At 65.4% G+C, this 15522-nt stretch carries 15 protein-coding genes and 1 pseudogene; 12 read left to right on the plus strand and 4 right to left on the minus strand.

Going from position 1 to position 15522, the window contains the following annotated elements; genetic code table 11:
- Positions 1-93: 93 nt before the first annotated feature.
- Together A5791_RS13995 and A5791_RS14000 are read left to right on the plus strand one after the other, a co-directional pair.
- The gene (locus tag A5791_RS13995; protein WP_067237407.1) at positions 94-1896 is read left to right on the plus strand and encodes a DUF3556 domain-containing protein; all 1803 of its coding nucleotides are present in this window, start codon (positions 94-96) and stop codon (positions 1894-1896) included.
- Complete coding sequence (locus tag A5791_RS14000) at positions 1893-3314, plus strand: NAD(P)/FAD-dependent oxidoreductase (RefSeq protein WP_067237410.1); 1422 nt, start codon at positions 1893-1895, stop codon at positions 3312-3314. Before A5791_RS13995 ends, A5791_RS14000 begins: the two co-directional genes overlap by 4 nt.
- Positions 3315-3576: 262 nt before the next feature.
- Here A5791_RS14000 and A5791_RS14005 read toward each other — a convergent pair whose 3' ends face one another.
- Complete coding sequence (locus A5791_RS14005) at positions 3577-4326, minus strand: SDR family NAD(P)-dependent oxidoreductase (protein WP_067237413.1); 750 nt, start codon at positions 4324-4326, stop codon at positions 3577-3579.
- Positions 4327-4563: 237 nt separating this feature from the next.
- Between A5791_RS14005 and A5791_RS14010 the strand changes: the two genes are divergently transcribed.
- Both A5791_RS14010 and A5791_RS14015 read left to right on the plus strand, forming a co-directional pair.
- The gene (locus A5791_RS14010) at positions 4564-5334 is read left to right on the plus strand and encodes an SDR family NAD(P)-dependent oxidoreductase (RefSeq protein WP_067237704.1); all 771 of its coding nucleotides are present in this window, start codon (positions 4564-4566) and stop codon (positions 5332-5334) included.
- 152 nt (positions 5335-5486) lie between these two features.
- The gene (locus A5791_RS14015) at positions 5487-5741 is read left to right on the plus strand and encodes a hypothetical protein (protein WP_067237707.1); all 255 of its coding nucleotides are present in this window, start codon (positions 5487-5489) and stop codon (positions 5739-5741) included.
- Positions 5742-5756: 15 nt separating this feature from the next.
- On the opposite strand, the gene A5791_RS14020 is transcribed toward A5791_RS14015, so the two are convergent.
- Entirely contained in the window at positions 5757-6623 is an 867-nt protein-coding gene (locus A5791_RS14020) for a 3-hydroxyacyl-CoA dehydrogenase family protein (protein WP_067237416.1), read from the minus strand.
- 185 nt (positions 6624-6808) lie between these two features.
- Positions 6809-7573: an SOS response-associated peptidase gene (locus A5791_RS14025; RefSeq protein WP_067237710.1), complete on the minus strand. Its 765-nt coding sequence runs from the start codon at positions 7571-7573 to the stop codon at positions 6809-6811.
- A 44-nt stretch (positions 7574-7617) separates the two neighbouring features.
- On the opposite strand from A5791_RS14025, the gene aroA reads away from it, so the two are divergent.
- Both aroA and rsgA read left to right on the plus strand, forming a co-directional pair.
- Positions 7618-8985, plus strand: coding sequence for a 3-phosphoshikimate 1-carboxyvinyltransferase (gene aroA, locus A5791_RS14030; RefSeq protein WP_067237420.1), 1368 nt, complete (start codon positions 7618-7620; stop codon positions 8983-8985).
- Positions 8982-9974: a ribosome small subunit-dependent GTPase A gene (gene rsgA / locus A5791_RS14035; protein WP_067237423.1), complete on the plus strand. Its 993-nt coding sequence runs from the start codon at positions 8982-8984 to the stop codon at positions 9972-9974. Before aroA ends, rsgA begins: the two co-directional genes overlap by 4 nt.
- A 70-nt stretch (positions 9975-10044) precedes the next feature.
- On the opposite strand, the gene A5791_RS14040 is transcribed toward rsgA, so the two are convergent.
- Positions 10045-10512 carry a helix-turn-helix domain-containing protein gene (locus A5791_RS14040; protein WP_067237715.1) on the minus strand — a complete coding sequence of 156 codons (468 nt, stop codon included), beginning with the start codon at positions 10510-10512 and terminating at the stop codon, positions 10045-10047.
- An 88-nt stretch (positions 10513-10600) separates the two neighbouring features.
- On the opposite strand from A5791_RS14040, the gene A5791_RS14045 reads away from it, so the two are divergent.
- From A5791_RS14045 to A5791_RS14065, 6 genes and pseudogenes are all read left to right on the plus strand, one after another.
- Positions 10601-11773, plus strand: a complete 1173-nt coding sequence (locus A5791_RS14045) for an acetyl-CoA C-acyltransferase (protein ID WP_067237426.1) — start codon at positions 10601-10603, stop codon at positions 11771-11773.
- A 25-nt stretch (positions 11774-11798) separates the two neighbouring features.
- The gene (locus A5791_RS14050; protein WP_067237430.1) at positions 11799-12887 is read left to right on the plus strand and encodes an NmrA family NAD(P)-binding protein; all 1089 of its coding nucleotides are present in this window, start codon (positions 11799-11801) and stop codon (positions 12885-12887) included.
- A 38-nt stretch (positions 12888-12925) separates the two neighbouring features.
- Positions 12926-13062 (plus strand): annotated as a pseudogene (locus A5791_RS27720) (steroid 3-ketoacyl-CoA thiolase); the annotation flags it as partial.
- A gap of 14 nt (positions 13063-13076) precedes the next feature.
- On the plus strand, positions 13077-14054 hold the full coding sequence (locus tag A5791_RS14055; protein WP_067237433.1) for a nitrilase-related carbon-nitrogen hydrolase: 978 nt from the start codon (positions 13077-13079) through the stop codon (positions 14052-14054).
- On the plus strand, positions 14032-14553 hold the full coding sequence (locus A5791_RS14060; protein WP_082966921.1) for a DUF302 domain-containing protein: 522 nt from the start codon (positions 14032-14034) through the stop codon (positions 14551-14553). The genes A5791_RS14055 and A5791_RS14060 overlap by 23 nt, the downstream gene beginning before the upstream one ends.
- Positions 14554-14676: 123 nt before the next feature.
- The gene (locus A5791_RS14065; RefSeq protein WP_082966922.1) at positions 14677-15453 is read left to right on the plus strand and encodes a VIT family protein; all 777 of its coding nucleotides are present in this window, start codon (positions 14677-14679) and stop codon (positions 15451-15453) included.
- Positions 15454-15522 lie beyond the last annotated feature (69 nt).

Raw genomic sequence — 15522 nt, forward strand, 5'->3', positions numbered from 1 at the left:
GCCGTTCAGGTTTGTCGGTCAGCGACTGTCTCGCGCGTCCGGGGATTCCTACCGTTAGCGGCACTCTGTCGTCGCAACCAAGGAGCCACCACCATGGCACTCACACAACCTCATCTCCCCGCGGTCGATCCGGATGAGTTCTTGCGCAAGCCGCTGATGGAGCGAATGCGCATCCTCGCCGCCGATTGGGCCGAAAACGGCTTCGGCTCACCGCGCATCGTCCACCTGATCTACATCGTGAAGCTGGTCGTGTTCTTCGCGATCGGCGGCATCACGGTGGCCACGGCGACATCGGGCCTGCCGGCCTTCTGGCATGTCACCGAATGGTGGAACCAGCCCATCGTCTACCAGAAAGTCATCCTGTGGACCGTGTTGCTCGAGGCCATCGGCGTCGCCGGATCCTGGGGTCCGCTGGCCGGCAAGATCAAGCCGATGACCGGTGGCATCTACTTCTGGGCCCGACCGGGCACCATCCGGCTGCGGCCGTGGAAGTGGGTGCCGCTCACCGACGGTGACCGGCGCACCCGGTTCGACATCGGGCTCTACCTGGCGCTGCTGACCAGCCTGGGCGTTGCCCTGGTCCTGCCGGGCGTGCACAGCGACTCGCTGTCAAAGATGGTGCCGGACAACATATCCGGGCTGGTCAACCCGGCGCTGCTGGTGGCCCCGATCGCGCTGCTGGTTCTGGTGGGCCTGCGCGACAAGACCATCTTTCTGGCCGCCCGCGGCGAGCAGTACTTTCCGGCGCTGGTGTTCTTCGCCGTGCTGCCTTTCACCAACATGATCGTCGCGCTGAAGATGCTGATCGTGGTGGTGTGGGTCGGGGCCGGATTCTCGAAGTTCGGCAAGCACTTTTCCAGCGTGATTCCGCCGATGGTCAGCAACAGCCCCTTCATCCCGTTCAAATGGCTCAAGCGGGCGCACTACCGGGATTTCCCGCGCGACATGCGGCCGTCGCGGGTGGCGGATTTCATGGCGCACGTCAACGGCACCTTCGTCGAGATCGTCGCCCCGCTGGTCCTGTTCTTCTCCACCAACAAATGGCTGACGCTGGCCGGGGCGCTGCTCATGGTGGGGTTCCACCTGTTCATCATCTCGACCTTCCCGTTGGCCGTGCCGCTGGAATGGAACGTCGTATTCGCTTACACCACAGTGTTTTTGTTCCTCGGATTCCCGAATCGGGGCGGATACGCCCCGTGGGACATGACGCCGCCCTGGCTGGCCGCCGTTATCGCCGCGGGTCTGCTGTTCTTCCCCGTTCTGGGTAACCTGCGGCCGGACAAGGTCTCGTTCCTGCCGTCGCTGCGGCAGTACGCGGGCAACTGGGCGTCGGCGGTGTGGGCGTTCGCGCCGGGTGCGGAGGCCAAGCTGGACCGGGTCACCCGCTCGGCGGGGAACCAGGTCGACCAGTTCATCGCATTCGGTTACGAACCGCAGTGGGCCGAGATCACCGCGCAGAAGACCATCGCCTGGCGCACCATGCACAGTCAGGGCCGCGGCCTGTTCTCGCTACTGGTCAGCCACCTGCCCGACGTCGACACCCGGACCGTGCGGGAAGGCGAGTTCTTGTGCAATTCCCTGATCGGGTTCAACTTCGGCGACGGCCACCTGCACAATGAAGACTTGATCCAAGCAGTGCAGCGGCAAGCCGAATTCGATCCGGGCGAGTGTGTCATCGCCTGGGTGGAGTCGGAGGCCGTGGGCAGCGGCGTACAGCACTACAAATTGATCGACGCCGCTTTGGGGGTCGTCGAGCGCGGGACCTGGAAGGTGGCCGACGTGGTGGCCGAACAGCCGTGGCTGCCCAACGGCCCCATTCCGACCCACGTGAGTTGGTCGCTGCGCGACGGGACGGGTTCGTCGCAGCGCGGGAGTGAGCGAGGAGCTCTGGCATGAGCACAGCAATGGTGGTGGGCGGCGGGCCTAATGGGCTCGCCGCCGCCATTTTCCTGGCGGCCAAAGGCGTGGAAGTCACCGTGCTGGAGGCCGCCGACGAGGTCGGTGGCGGTGTACGCAGCAGCGAAGCGATCATCCCGGGCCTGTTGCACGACCACTGCTCGGCCATCCACCCGATGGCCGTCGGCTCGCAGTTCCTGGCCGAGTTCGACCTGGGACGGTACGGGTTGTCGTGGCGCTGGCCGGAGATCGATTGCGTGCACCCGCTCGACGGCGGGTCCGCCGGGGTGCTTTACCGCTCGGTGTCGGAGACCGCCGCCGGTCTCGGGCGCGACGGGTCGCGGTGGCGATTGGCGTTCGGGTACCCGGCGGCGCGATTCGATGTGTTGAGCGACGACATCATGCGGCCCCTGCTACGGCTGCCGCACCATCCGCTGACGTTGGCGCGCTTCGGCGCACCCACCGTGTTGCCGGCGTCGACGTTTGCCCGGCTATTCCGCACCGACGAGGGCCGCGCGTTGTTCGGAGGCGTTGCGGCCCATGCCTTCCGGCCGCTGCACTACCCGATGACCACGGCCATCGGGATGGGGATCATCGCCGCCGGCCACCGGCACGGCTGGGCGGTGGCCGAAGGCGGTTCGCAGTCCATCACCCACGCAATGGTGGCGCTGCTGGGAGAACTGGGCGGCAAGATCGAGACCGGCGTCCGGGTCGAGGCCTTGTCGCAATTGCCGCCGGCGGACGTCACCATGTTCGATCTGGCACCCGGCGCGGTCGCCGGTATTCTCGGCGACCGATTGCCCCGCCGAATTGCGCGTGCATTCACCAGGTTCCGGCGCGGTCCCGGCGCATTCAAGGTCGACTTCGCCGTCGAGGGCGGCGTGCCGTGGACGAATCCCGACGCTCACCGGGCCGGCACGGTGCATCTGGCCGGGACCTACGCCGAACTCGCCGCAACCGAGCGGGACATCCACGCCGGGCGGATGCCCGAGCGGCCGTTCGTGCTGGTTGGGCAGCAGTATCTGGCCGACCCGCAACGCTCGGTGGGCAATGTCCACCCGGTGTGGAGCTACGCGCATGTCCCCAACGGTTACACCGGCGACGCGACTGAGGCGATCACCGCGCAGATCGAGCGGTTCGCGCCCGGCTTCCGGGACCGCGTGGTAGGCCAGGCTGCCCGGACCACGACGCAGATGTCCTCCTACAACCTCAACTACGTCGGCGGAGACATCATGACCGGCGCCAAGGACATTCGCCAGCTGACGTTCGGGCCGCGGATCACACTGTCGCCCTACACTATTGGCGTGCCGGGTATGTATATCTGCTCGGCAGCCACCCCGCCGGGGCCCGGCGCGCATGGCATGTGCGGCGCCAACGCCGCCCGACTCGCGTTGGGCTACCTCACTTCCCGAAGCTGATGGCATTCAGTGTGAACTTACGGCTTTCAGCGTGAATGTAGGGCGCCAATCGGCGCGAATTTTCGCCCAGGTCGCACACCCGACACCAACGATTCACTCCCAAAGCCGTGGATTCACAACCAAAGTCAAGAATCCATTCCGAAAGCCGTTGACTACGAATTCCGGTTCACAGGCACCGCCGACGTGGGTCTTTCAGCCTAGGCTGCGCCAAATCAGCTGGCGCACGCCAGTTGTCGCGGTAATACGTCGTATCGCCCCTGGCTCAGACCGTCAGGTATCCGCCGTCGACGGCGATGGTGGTGCCGGTGATATAGCGAGCGGCGTCGGTACACAGGAACAGCACCGCTGGTGCGACCTCGCCGGGTAGCCCCATCCGGCCCATCGGGGTGTGCCGCATTTCCGGTTCAAACAGGTCAGGAATGCTTAGCATGGGGTGCGTCATCCGGGTTTCGATCAGCCCGGGCGCCACGGCGTTGACCCGGATGCCGTCGTCAACCCAGCGCCGCGCAAGGTTTTTCGTGAAGGCCACCATTCCGGCCTTCGACGAACTATAGGCGGGCACGTTGACCGCAGACACAAACGCCGACATCGACGCGATGGAGACCACACTGGCTCCCCCGGCGGCGTTGCTGTGCTTGAGCCGCTCGTGACAGGCCATGGTCAAGCGCATATGAGCGAACATGTTGACCGCCACCGAGCCGGCGTAGCCGTCGGGATCCCACTCGTCCTTGCGCGCCGCGTACGGCCCACCGGCGTTGTTGACCAGAACGTCGAGTTCGCCCAGCGATGCCGCCAGCTCGTCGATGGCCGCGGTATCCGACATCTGGCATTGCCGGAATAGCATTGCGCTCAAGTCGGTTTCGGGGTAGTCCCCGGCCGACGCGCGGGTACCGGTGACTGTGACGACAGCGCCCGCTTTGGCGAAGTCGTTGGCGATCGCGTACCCGATGCCGCTGGTCCCGCCAGTCACGAGCACGTTGGTGCCGGTGAAGTCGAAGCTGACAGTGTTCATTGCGCCCTCAGCTCCCTAACCAACACTGGTCCGGCGGTTACAGGGACCGGGCACCGGTGGCTACCGCGCAGCAGTTAGAGACACCGGGTGACATCAAGCGCGCCACCGGAGTACCGGTCGCCTCCGCGAGGTCAGCGGCTTCGGGTCGCTCTCGATGAATCCCAACCATCCCGATGTCCTTCGTCTAGAACCGCAGCCCCTATTGTTCTAGAGGTAATGGCAACACGTTTGCAAGATGTGGGACACCGCGGCCTGGCCGACAAGGTTGCGGTCGTGGTCGGCGGCGCCACCGGCATCGGCGCGGCGACGGCCGCTCGGCTCGGCGCGGAGGGCTGCCGGGTGGTCGTCGGGGACGTCGCCGCCGACGCGGCGCGACAGACGGCCGCGGACATCGTCTCGGCGGGCGGAACGGCGACGCATGCCGTCTTCGACCTGGCGGACCCCGCGTCGGTCAGCGAGTTGATTCACTGTGCCACAACCACTTACGAGGGCGTCGACCTGATGTTCAACGTCGGCGCCGACATGAGCACCATCCGTGCCGACACCGACGTGGTCGACATCGACTTCGAAGTCTGGGACCGGGTGATGGCGGTGAACCTGCGCGGGTACGTGGCCGCAATGAAGTACGCCATCCCGTGCATGCTCGCTCGGGGTGAGGGCGCGATCGTCAACATGTCATCGGCGGCCGCCTTTCAGGGTGAGCCCGCGCGCCCGGCCTACGCCACCGCCAAAGCCGGAATCGGCGCTCTGACAAGGCATGTCGCCTCGAGATGGGGCAAGGAGGCCATACGCTGCAACGCCGTCGCGCCCGGGTTCACCGCGACCGAGGCCATCCGATCGGTACCGCAATGGCCGGAGCTGCAGGCCGCAGCCCTGAAACGCATCCGCGGACCGCGTGTTGGCGAACCCGCCGACATAGCGGCTCTGGTGGCCTTTCTGCTCTCCACCGACGCCGAGTGGATCAACGGCCAGGTCATCAATATCGACGGCGGCACCATCCTCCGCTGACCGACCGGGCAACTCGGCCGTCTGCCGGACGCGGACGCAACGGCCGTTTCGCTGCAGCGGGCATAGCGTCTCGCGAAAAGCCCTCTTTTCGCGTCCGAGTCGAACTAACATTGTCGCCATATCTCCATGCAGGAGCCCCGCACGAAGATTGGATCAAGATGAAGCGATGGATTCTCAAATTTGTCGCCGCGGGTTTGCTGGCTGTTGCCGGTTCGGTGGCAACCGGTGTGGGCATCAGCAATGCCGACACGCTACAGACCGAGGGCAGCTATCCGACGCACCAGGCTTGTCAGGATGCCGGCCCCGGCATGAAGGCCACGACGCCGCCGTTCAATTGGAACAACTTCTGGTGTGTTCCTGATCCGCGGGCCGCAGGTCACTGGCGCTTGGTTCTCAGCAACGGCTGACCGTTCCCGGCGAGCCTAATACGTATAGAAGCCTTCGCCGGTCTTGAGGCCGAGCTTGCCCGCATCGACATACTCCTGCAACAAGTCCCGCACGCTCTTGGGCAGGTACGGGAACTCTTCCGCGTAATGGTTTTCGATGTCGAGCACCACATCCAGGCCGACGATGTCCATCATTTGAAATGGCCCGGCGGGCACCCCCCAATTGACCTTGAACATCCCGTCGACATCCTCCGGCCGGGCCACACCTTCGGCGACGACGGCGATGCACTCGCGCTTGATGGCCGCCCAGACCCGATTGAAGATGAAGCCGGTGCACTCCTTGCGCGCTTCGAAGGGGTGCACACCAAACTCGGGCAGGACGGTCAACAGGGTGTCCAGCAGGCCGCGGTCGGTCTGGCCGTCCGACATCAGGTCGAGGGCGTTGAACTGCGGGGGCATGTAGAAGTGTGTGTTGCACAAACGTGTTTTGTCGCGGACGTTTTCGGCCATCAGCCGCGACGGGAACGACGACGAGTTGGTCGCGAAGATGGTGTCGGTCGGCGCGGCCCGGTCGATCTCACCCCACAGCGGAATCTTGATGTCGAGCCTTTCCGGGACGGATTCGACCGCAAGCCAGGCGCCGTCCAGCGCCTCTTCCAGCGACGCCACCCCGATTGCCGTACCCATCTCACCAAAGCCTCTGTCCTGCAAGAGTTTAGGTAGATTCTCAGTCACGTACTGGGTGGCTTCGGCGCGCTGCTCGGCGCGGCGCGCGTAGATCCGCACGGTTCCGCCGCGGCTCGCCAGCATGAGCGCAATGCGACGGCCCAGGGTTCCCGCCCCGATCACCGCGACGGGGCGGTTGCGGATGTCTTCGAAGGTGTAGGTGTACTTGCCAGTCACACGAGCATGCTAAGTCGCCGCATTGCGTCCAGGTCCGTAGCGAGGCAACAAAGACTGGTGATCTGTTGTTTTCAACTGACAACATTCGGATTCGCCCAGCTTCGAGGGTGCGCTGTTGTACCCAAAAATGCGGCGTGTCGATGTACAAACACGCGCGCTCGCGGGAGGTGGTGCTTCCGCCACCGCTAGAGCAGCGTGATCTGTTCGGGCTCCGCCTCGGCGGGTTCGAGCAACTCGGGCCCGTTGTTGCGCACGTTATTGACCAGCGTGGACACCTGTCGGAGCTCAATGTTCCGGACATCCGGCGGGCGGGCCAGCAACTCCGGATCCAGCGCGGCGTCCGGATCCAGCCAGGTATCCCAATCCGCTTCGGACAGCATCAGCGGCATCCGGTCGTGGATCTCGGCCAGCTCGCCCACCGCGTCGGTGGTGATGATGGTGCAACTCAGCAGCGGTTGAGCGTCCTTGGCCGGTTTCCACACGGACCACAAGCCCGCCGCGAACAGCGGCTCGCCATCGCTGCGGTACATGTAGAACGGCGTCTTGCGCGACTTCTTACCGGCGGGGGTATCGGGGTTGGCGCGCCATTCGTAATAGCCGTCCATCGGCACCAGGCAGCGCTTGGATTTTGCACTCGAACGAAACGCCGGCGAGGTGGTGACCTTGTCCGCGCGCGCATTGATCAGCAGCGGGCCCTTGCCCTCGGGTGCTCCGTCAGCGCCTGCCTTGGCCCACGGCGGGATCAACCCCCAGCGCATGAGCCGCACGCGACGCGTCGCCTCGTCGTCGGGTTCGCCATGGCGCTTGACCACGGTTGCGACGGTCGCGGTCGGAGCCACGTTGTAATTGGGCTCGGAAGCCCGTTCCGAGGCTCCCGTCGCCTCGTCAATCGCCTTGATCTTCTCGGCCAGCAGGGCCGGGTCGGTGGTGACTGCGAAACGTCCGCACATGTCTCCATGGTGGCAGAGCCGGCCGAACAGGCGATGATGGACCAGTGAGCGCATGGCAGGCCCCGTCAACGTCGGCACCTGTGCACGCGACGGTGACGGTCCCGGGCTCGAAGTCCCAGACCAACCGGACGCTAATCCTCGCGGCGCTGGCAGCCGGGCAGGGCCAAGGCACGTCGACCATCTCCGGTGCGCTGCGCAGCCGGGACACCGACCTGATGATCGGGGCGCTGAGGACGCTGGGCTTGCAGGTCGACGGGGATGGATCCGAGCTCACGGTGAGCGGCGAAATCCAGCCCGGCCCGCACGCGCGAGTGGACTGCGGCCTGGCCGGCACGGTTTTGCGTTTCGTCCCGCCGCTGGCCGCGCTGAGCGCCGCCCCGGTCACCTTCGACGGCGACGAACAGGCCAGGGCCCGGCCCATCGCACCGCTGCTGGACGCGCTGCGCGGTCTCGGTGTTCCCGTCGACGGGACGGGACTGCCGTTCCAGGTTCAGGGCAGCGGGGAGGTCACCGGCGGGACGGTGATGATCGACGCGTCCGCGTCGTCGCAATTCGTGTCCGGCCTGCTTTTGTGTGGTGGGTCGTTCACCCAGGGCCTGACGGTGCAGCACACCGGCGCGGCGTTGCCGTCGGCGCCGCACATCGCGATGACGGTGGCGATGCTGCGGCAGGCCGGCGTCGACGTCGACGACTCGGCAGACCACCGCTGGCAGGTTCGCCCGGGTGTGGTCAAAGCCCGGCATTGGGACGTTGAACCCGATCTGACCAACGCTGTCGCATTCCTGGCGGCGGCGGTGGTGACCGGCGGCACCGTGCGCATCACCGGCTGGCCGGCGGCCAGCGTCCAACCCGCCGATCACATCCTCGACATCCTGCGCAAGCTGAACGCCGTTGTCACCCAAACTGATTCGTATCTCGAGGTACAGGGCTCAGCCGGCTACAGCGGGTTGGAAGTCGACCTGCGCGCCGTCGGCGAACTCACGCCGTCGGTGGCCGCGCTCGCGGCACTGGCCGCGCCCGGATCGGTGTCCCGGCTGACCGGCATCGCCCATCTGCGCGGCCATGAAACCGACCGGCTCGCCGCACTGAGCACCGAAATCAACCGCCTGGGCGGCGACTGCCGGGAGACGACCGACGGCCTGGAGATCACCGCGACGCCGCTGCGACCAGGTGCCTGGCGTGCCTATGCCGATCACCGGATGGCGATGGCCGGGGCCATCGTCGGACTGCGGGTGGCCGGAGTCGAAGTCGACGACATCGCCGCCACCACCAAAACGCTGCCGCAATTTCCGCGACTGTGGGCCGAAATGGTCACGTCCGGCGACGATGCGGACGGCCATGGCAGCCCGCGGTGGGGGCACCTCCCGCTTGCGGGAGAGAGCCGCACAATCCAACCGGGATCCGGCGATTGAGGCCCGGCGACTACGACGAGTCTGACGTCAAGGTCCGTTCCGGCAGAGGCTCGCGGCCCCGCACCAAAACCCGCCCGGAACACGCCGACGCCGAATCGGCGATGGTGGTCAGTGTCGACCGGGGCCGTTGGGGATGCGTGCTGGGCGGGGATCCCGATCGGCGGGTGACGGCCATGCGGGCGCGCGAGCTGGGACGCACCCCGATCGTCGTCGGCGACGACGTTGACGTGGTCGGCGACCTGTCCGGACGGACGGACACCCTGGCCCGCATCGTGCGGCGGGGTCCGCGACGAACGGTGTTGCGGCGCACCGCCGATGACACCGACCCGACCGAGCGGGTGGTTGTCGCCAATGCCGACCAGCTGCTGATCGTGGTGGCGCTGGCTGACCCGCCGCCGCGCACCGGTCTGGTGGACCGGACCCTGATCGCCGCCTATGCGGGCGGTCTGACGCCGATCCTGTGTCTGACAAAGACGGACCTGGCCCCGCCGGAGCCGTTTGCGGCACATTTCGTAGACCTGGACCTGACGGTGGTCAGCGCGGGGGTCGACGATCCCTTGCTCGCGGTGGCCGACCTGCTCGACGACAAGATCACCGTGCTGCTCGGCCACTCCGGCGTCGGCAAGTCGACGTTGGTGAATCGCCTTGTGCCCGAAGCGGATCGGGCTGTCGGAGAAGTTACCGACATCGGCCGGGGCCGGCACACCTCGACGCAGTCGGTCGCTATTCCCTTAGGAGGCCCCGGGGCTCCGGCGGGCTGGGTGATCGACACCCCGGGCATTCGCTCGTTCGGGTTGGCCCACATCGAACCCGACGATGTGCTGATGGCGTTCTCAGATCTGGCCGCAGCGACACAGGACTGCCCGCGGGGCTGCGGACACATGGGGCCGCCGGCCGATCCCGAATGCGCGCTGGACATGCTGTCGGGGCCCGCGGAGCGCCGGGTCGCCGCGGCGCGGCGGCTGCTGGCCGCGCTCAGGGAGAGCTGAACCGCCTGCCGAGGGTGCGTGTTTGTACAGTGACACGCCGCGAAATGGCGTGCATTTGCGCACCCTCGCGCTAACGGGCCAACCGCATACCGAGCTCTTCGTGTGGCACCAGATGGCCGTCCGCGCAGCGGATTTCGACGTCAGCGTCGGCGCCACAGCCCAGGTGTGTCAGCCGCAACCGATGACGGCCCGGCAGGTGGCGTTGGCCCCACTGGAACATCGCCCACACCACCGGCATGAACTCGATTCCGGCCTCGGTGAGCACATACTCCTCGCGGCTGCGCTGACCCGGCTCTTGGTAGGGTCGGCGCCGCAGCAGCCCGATGTCGACCAGTTCGGCCAGCCGCGCGGCGGCGGCGGCCTTGGTGATGCCGACCCGCCGGGCGAAGTCGTCGAACCGGGTGGTGCCGTAGTACGCCTCGCGCATGATGAGCATCGCCGATTTGGTGCCGACGACCGTCATGGTCTTCTCGATCGCGCACTCCCCGACCGCCGACCACGCATCGCGGTCGGCCAGTCGCCCTTGCAGCATTGTCACGGAGATCACCCTCCCATCTGGGTTGCATCAAGTATACCCAGGTGCTATAGCTGGGTATAGCAGTAAATACTCAGCTCAAGGAGGAGCCATGGCTCGTGACGCCGTCATCGTCGGCGCTGTCCGTACCCCCGTCGGCAAGGGCAAGGCCAGTGGCGCCCTGCACGACGTGCTGCCGGCCGACCTGCTGGCGCACAGTTTGCGCGAACTCGTGGCACGTACGGGTGTAGATCCGGCACACATCGACGACGTCATTGCCGGCGCCGTTACCCAGGCCGGTGACCAGGCGGCGAACATCGCGCGTAATGCCCTGCTGGGAGCCGGATTCCCGGAATCGGTGCCCGGCACCACCGTCGACCGGCAGTGCGGCAGCAGCCAGCAGGCCATCAGCTTCGCCGCTCATGGTGTGATCGCCGGCGCCTACGACCTGGTGATCGCGGGCGGCGTGGAATCGATGAGCCGGGTACCGATGGGGACCTCGGTGCTGCCGGGCAGCAACCCGTTCGGCGACGACATGACCCGGCGCTACCCCGACGGCCTGGTGCCACAGGGCATCAGCGCCGAACTGATCGCCGCAAAGTGGGGCCTTTCCCGTGGCCAGCTCGACGAGTTCTCCGCGGCCAGCCATGAGAAGGCCGCCGCGGCCACCAAAGACGGACTGTTCGACAACGAGCTGCTTCCGATCGCCGGACTCACCACCGATGAGATCATCCGGCCCGGCACGACGGTCGAGACGCTGGCCGCGCTGCAGCCCGCCTTTTACAGCGAAGCGGTGAAAGAGCGCTTCCCGCAGATCAATTGGCTGATCACCCCGGGCAACTCCTCGCCGCTTTCCGACGGCAGCGCCGCTGTCCTGGTCACCACCAGCGGGGTGGCCAAGAAGCTGGGCCTGCGCCCGCTCGCCCGTATTCACACCACCACGGCCGTCGGCTCGGACCCGCTGTACATGCTGACCGGCGTCATCCCCGCCACCGAAAGGGTGCTGCACCGAGCTGGATTGACGCTGGCCGACATCGATCTGTTCGAGGTCAACGAGGCATTCGCTCCCGTGGTGCTGGCCTGGGCGAAGGACACTGGCGCGGATCTCGCCAAGACCAACGTCAACGGTGGAGCTATCGCGATCGGCCACCCACTGGGCGCCAGCGGCGCACGCATCATGACCACGCTCGTCAACGCGCTCGAGCAGCGGGGCGGACGCTACGGGCTGCAGACGATGTGCGAGGGCGGCGGCATGGCCAACGCCACGATCATCGAGCGTGTCTGACGCGCGCTGAACAGAAAGCGACCAAATGTCATCTCACACCACCTCCAAAATCTTTGTCGTAGGCGGCACCGGAGCCCAGGGCATCCCCGTCATCCGTGCCCTGGTCACCGACCAGAAATACTCCGTTCGCTTCCTCACCCGCGACGCCGGCTCTCGACGCGCCAAGGAACTGCTCGCGCTCGACAACGTCTCCGTCCTGGAGGGCTCCTTCGCGGATGAAGCCATCCTGCGGGAAGGATTTCGCGGTTGCGACGGCGCATTTATCAACATCGACGGGTTCAATACCGGCGAGAAGACCGAGATCTACTGGGCGATACGCAGCTACGAGATAGCCATCGAAGAAGGAATCAAATTCTTCGTGTATGGAAACCTCGACTACGGGCTCAAAAAGTCAGGTTATGACTCTCAGTTCCGCACCGGCCACTATGACGGCAAGGGCCGTGTGGGTGAGTGGATCTTGTTTCAGAATCAGGAGAACAGCAATCGGATGGGAGCAGCGGTCTTCACGACCGGTCCGTACATCGAGATGGTGATTTCGCCGGGGACCCCCATGGCGCCTACCGTGGAGGACGGTGTCTTGACCTGGCGAGTTCCGCTCGGTGAGGGAACTGTTCCGCACGTATCGCTGGAGGATTGCGGATATTACGTCCGCTGGCTCTTCGACCATCCCGAGCGCGCGAACGGCATGGACCTCGAAGTCGCCGTTGAACACATCGCCTACGCGGATCTTGCCGCGGCGTTCGAAAAAGTCACCGGGCATCCGGCCCGATACGTCGACACCGATTTGCAGACGTACTGGCGCACAGGTCCGCTCAGTGCTGTCGCAGACATGCCCGCCGGGTACAACGCTGACCCAGATGACAAGAGCACCATGAGCATCCGCGACAACTTCACGGGGTTCTGGAATCTTTGGAAGTACGGAATCGTCAAGCGAGATTACGCCTTGCTCGACGAGATTCACCCGACTCGGATCAAAACTGCTGAGGAGTGGTTCACCAGAGCAGACCAGGTGGGAAGAGAGCTGGGGAAGGGCGGTCTTTGGGAGCGGGTTCAACCGGACAACTGGCGTCCGATTCTCAAGGTTGGTGAGGATAGGAGGACAGGGAAGTTGTAGGTCGGACCATCGGTCCCCCGCCTGAACGACACTGGTAGGCAATCGGTTTCAATCTTCCAGCCATCATGACGACACTTGTCCACGCGGTGAAACAGCGCGGATGGCACTATGGTTTGCAGACAATGTAGAACGCGGCTGGAGGGCCAACGCCACCATCGTCGAACGGCTCGATTAGAAGGGAGCGGCGCGATGAGTGTAATCCGCGCTGCTGCAGTACAACTCAGCCCGGTGCTGTACAGCCGGGAGGGCACGGTGGAGAAGGTGATCACCAAGATCGAGCAGTTGGGTTCCCAGGGCGTGCAGTTTGCGACGTTCCCGGAGACGGTGATCCCCTACTACCCGTACTTCGCCTTCATCCAGCGCCCGTACGAGATGCGTTCGGAACAGCTGCGGCTCATCGATCAGGCGGTGACGATCCCTTCGGCGGAGGTCGACGCAATCAGCGCGGCCGCCGGTTCTGCCCGCATGGTGGTGTCCGTCGGGATCAACGAACGCGACGGCGGCTCGCTGTACAACACACAGTTGTTGTTCGACGCCGATGGCGCCCTGATCCAGCGCCGGCGCAAAACCACACCCACCTACCACGAACGGATGATCTGGGGCCAGGGCGACGGCAGCGGACTCCGTGCCGTAGACAGCGCGGTAGGACGTATTGGACAGTTGGCGTGCTGGGAGCACTACAACCCGTTGGCCCGGTATGCACTGATCGCCGATGGCGAGCAGATCCACTCCAGCATGTTCCCAGGATCATTTGGTGGTGAGTTGTTCGCTCAACAGGCGGAGATCAGTGCGCGCAATCACGCACTCGAATCGGGCGCGTTCGTCGTGAATGCCACCGCATGGCTGGACACCGATCAGCGTGCGCAGATCGCGGCCGACACGAATAGTCCTACCGCCCCCGTGTCTGGGGGGTTCTTCACCGCGATCATCTCGCCGCACGGCGAGTTTCTGGGCGAGCCAAAGCGATCTGGCGAGGGCGAGGTGATAGCCGACCTCGACCTCTCGTTGATCAACGTCAGGAAAATCCTCATGGACGCCAGCGGCCACTACAGCCGGCCCGAACTGCTCAGCTTGATGGTGGACCGCACCCCGGCTGCGCATCTGCACGAGCGTTTCGAGCGCCCTCTGGAGGGAGCACCAGAACATGCCGACGATATCCGCATCTGAACCGCACGAATTCCGCTTCGACGGCGTGCGGTTGCGCTACGACAGCACGAAGAGTTACGACCAACTTGTCGCCGCGCTGCTTGCCGATATCGGCGAGCTGCCCGTCCCGCTCGAAGACTCCCTTACCGCGGCAAACGACTGGGAGTCGTATCAGCGGGAGGTCGAATCCCACGTCGGGCCGAGCGGATTCATGTTATTCAAGCTGTTCGACCATGGCGCCTGGATCCAAAAGGCCGGCATCGATCGCAAGGTCTTACGCGTCATCCTGGGCAATCCGCTCATCGCGATTACCATGCTGCGCCACGACGTGACGGCGGGATTGTTCGCACCGGTCGAAGTGCTGCTGGCCGATGAGAGCGACCACAGCAGTCTGACCTATGTCAAGCCGTCGTCGCTGATGGTCTTGGAAAAGGACGCGGAGCACAATCCGGAACTGCTAAGCGCCGCAGAGGAACTCGACGCCAAGTTGGCCGCTCTCGCCGCGAAGGTGGCAACCTGAGCCTCCGCTATGGTGTGCCTTCCCAGTGCTTGGCAAGCGGGATGCCGGAAGCGCTATTGCCGCTGACTTTGATAAGCCTTCGCTTGCTGGCGTGACCGACGGATATGCGCTTCGCTGGGCGACATGGGCGATCAACAGCACCCGAAGCATCCGGTGCCTCACGGCCAGGGGGACGCGGCGGCCGCCGATGGGGTATCGACGCACGCCTTAGAGCCGCACACCAGCCACAGCTCCGGCCGATTGAACAGCCTGCGGGCCGCAGTGCTCGGCGCCAACGACGGCATCGTCTCGGTGGCCGGCATCGTGGTCGGTGTGGCCGGGGCCACCACGCTGCGTGGCCCTATCTTCACCGCCGGACTGGCGGCCCTGGTTGGTGGCGCGGTCTCGATGGCACTGGGTGAATTCGTTTCGGTCTCGAGCCAGCGGGACAGCGAAAAAGCCCAGCTGGCCATTGAGCGAAACGAGTTGCGCTACATACCCGATGCCGAGCTCGCGGAACTGACGGCCATCTACGAAGGCCGGGGTCTGTCGCATCAAACCGCGGCGCAGGTAGCCCGAGAGCTGACCGCACACGACGCGCTGACTGCGCACGCTCACGCCGAACTCAACATCAATCCCGACGACTTGGCCAATCCTTGGCAGGCCGCGGCGGCCTCGGCCGCCTCGTTCATCGTCGGGGCACTACTGCCACTCGTGGCCATCCTGTTGCCTCCGACAGCGTGGCGAGTTCCGGTAACCTTCGTCGCCGTGCTTGCCGCCCTGGCGCTCACCGGAGCCCTCAGCGCCCGGATCGGCGGTGGCCACGCCTGGCGCGCCGTGCTACGCGTTGTGATCGGTGGCGCAGCTGGTTTGGCGCTGACCTACGGAATCGGGTATCTCTTCGGCACCATGGTGCACTAGTCCGCACAGTTCGCGCCGCACGTGTTATGAGGGTGAAAAACCTGCCGAAATCTCGCCGTCAGAGCACGT

The organism is Mycobacterium sp. 852002-51163_SCH5372311, assembly GCF_001667115.1.
Taxonomy (GTDB): domain Bacteria; phylum Actinomycetota; class Actinomycetes; order Mycobacteriales; family Mycobacteriaceae; genus Mycobacterium.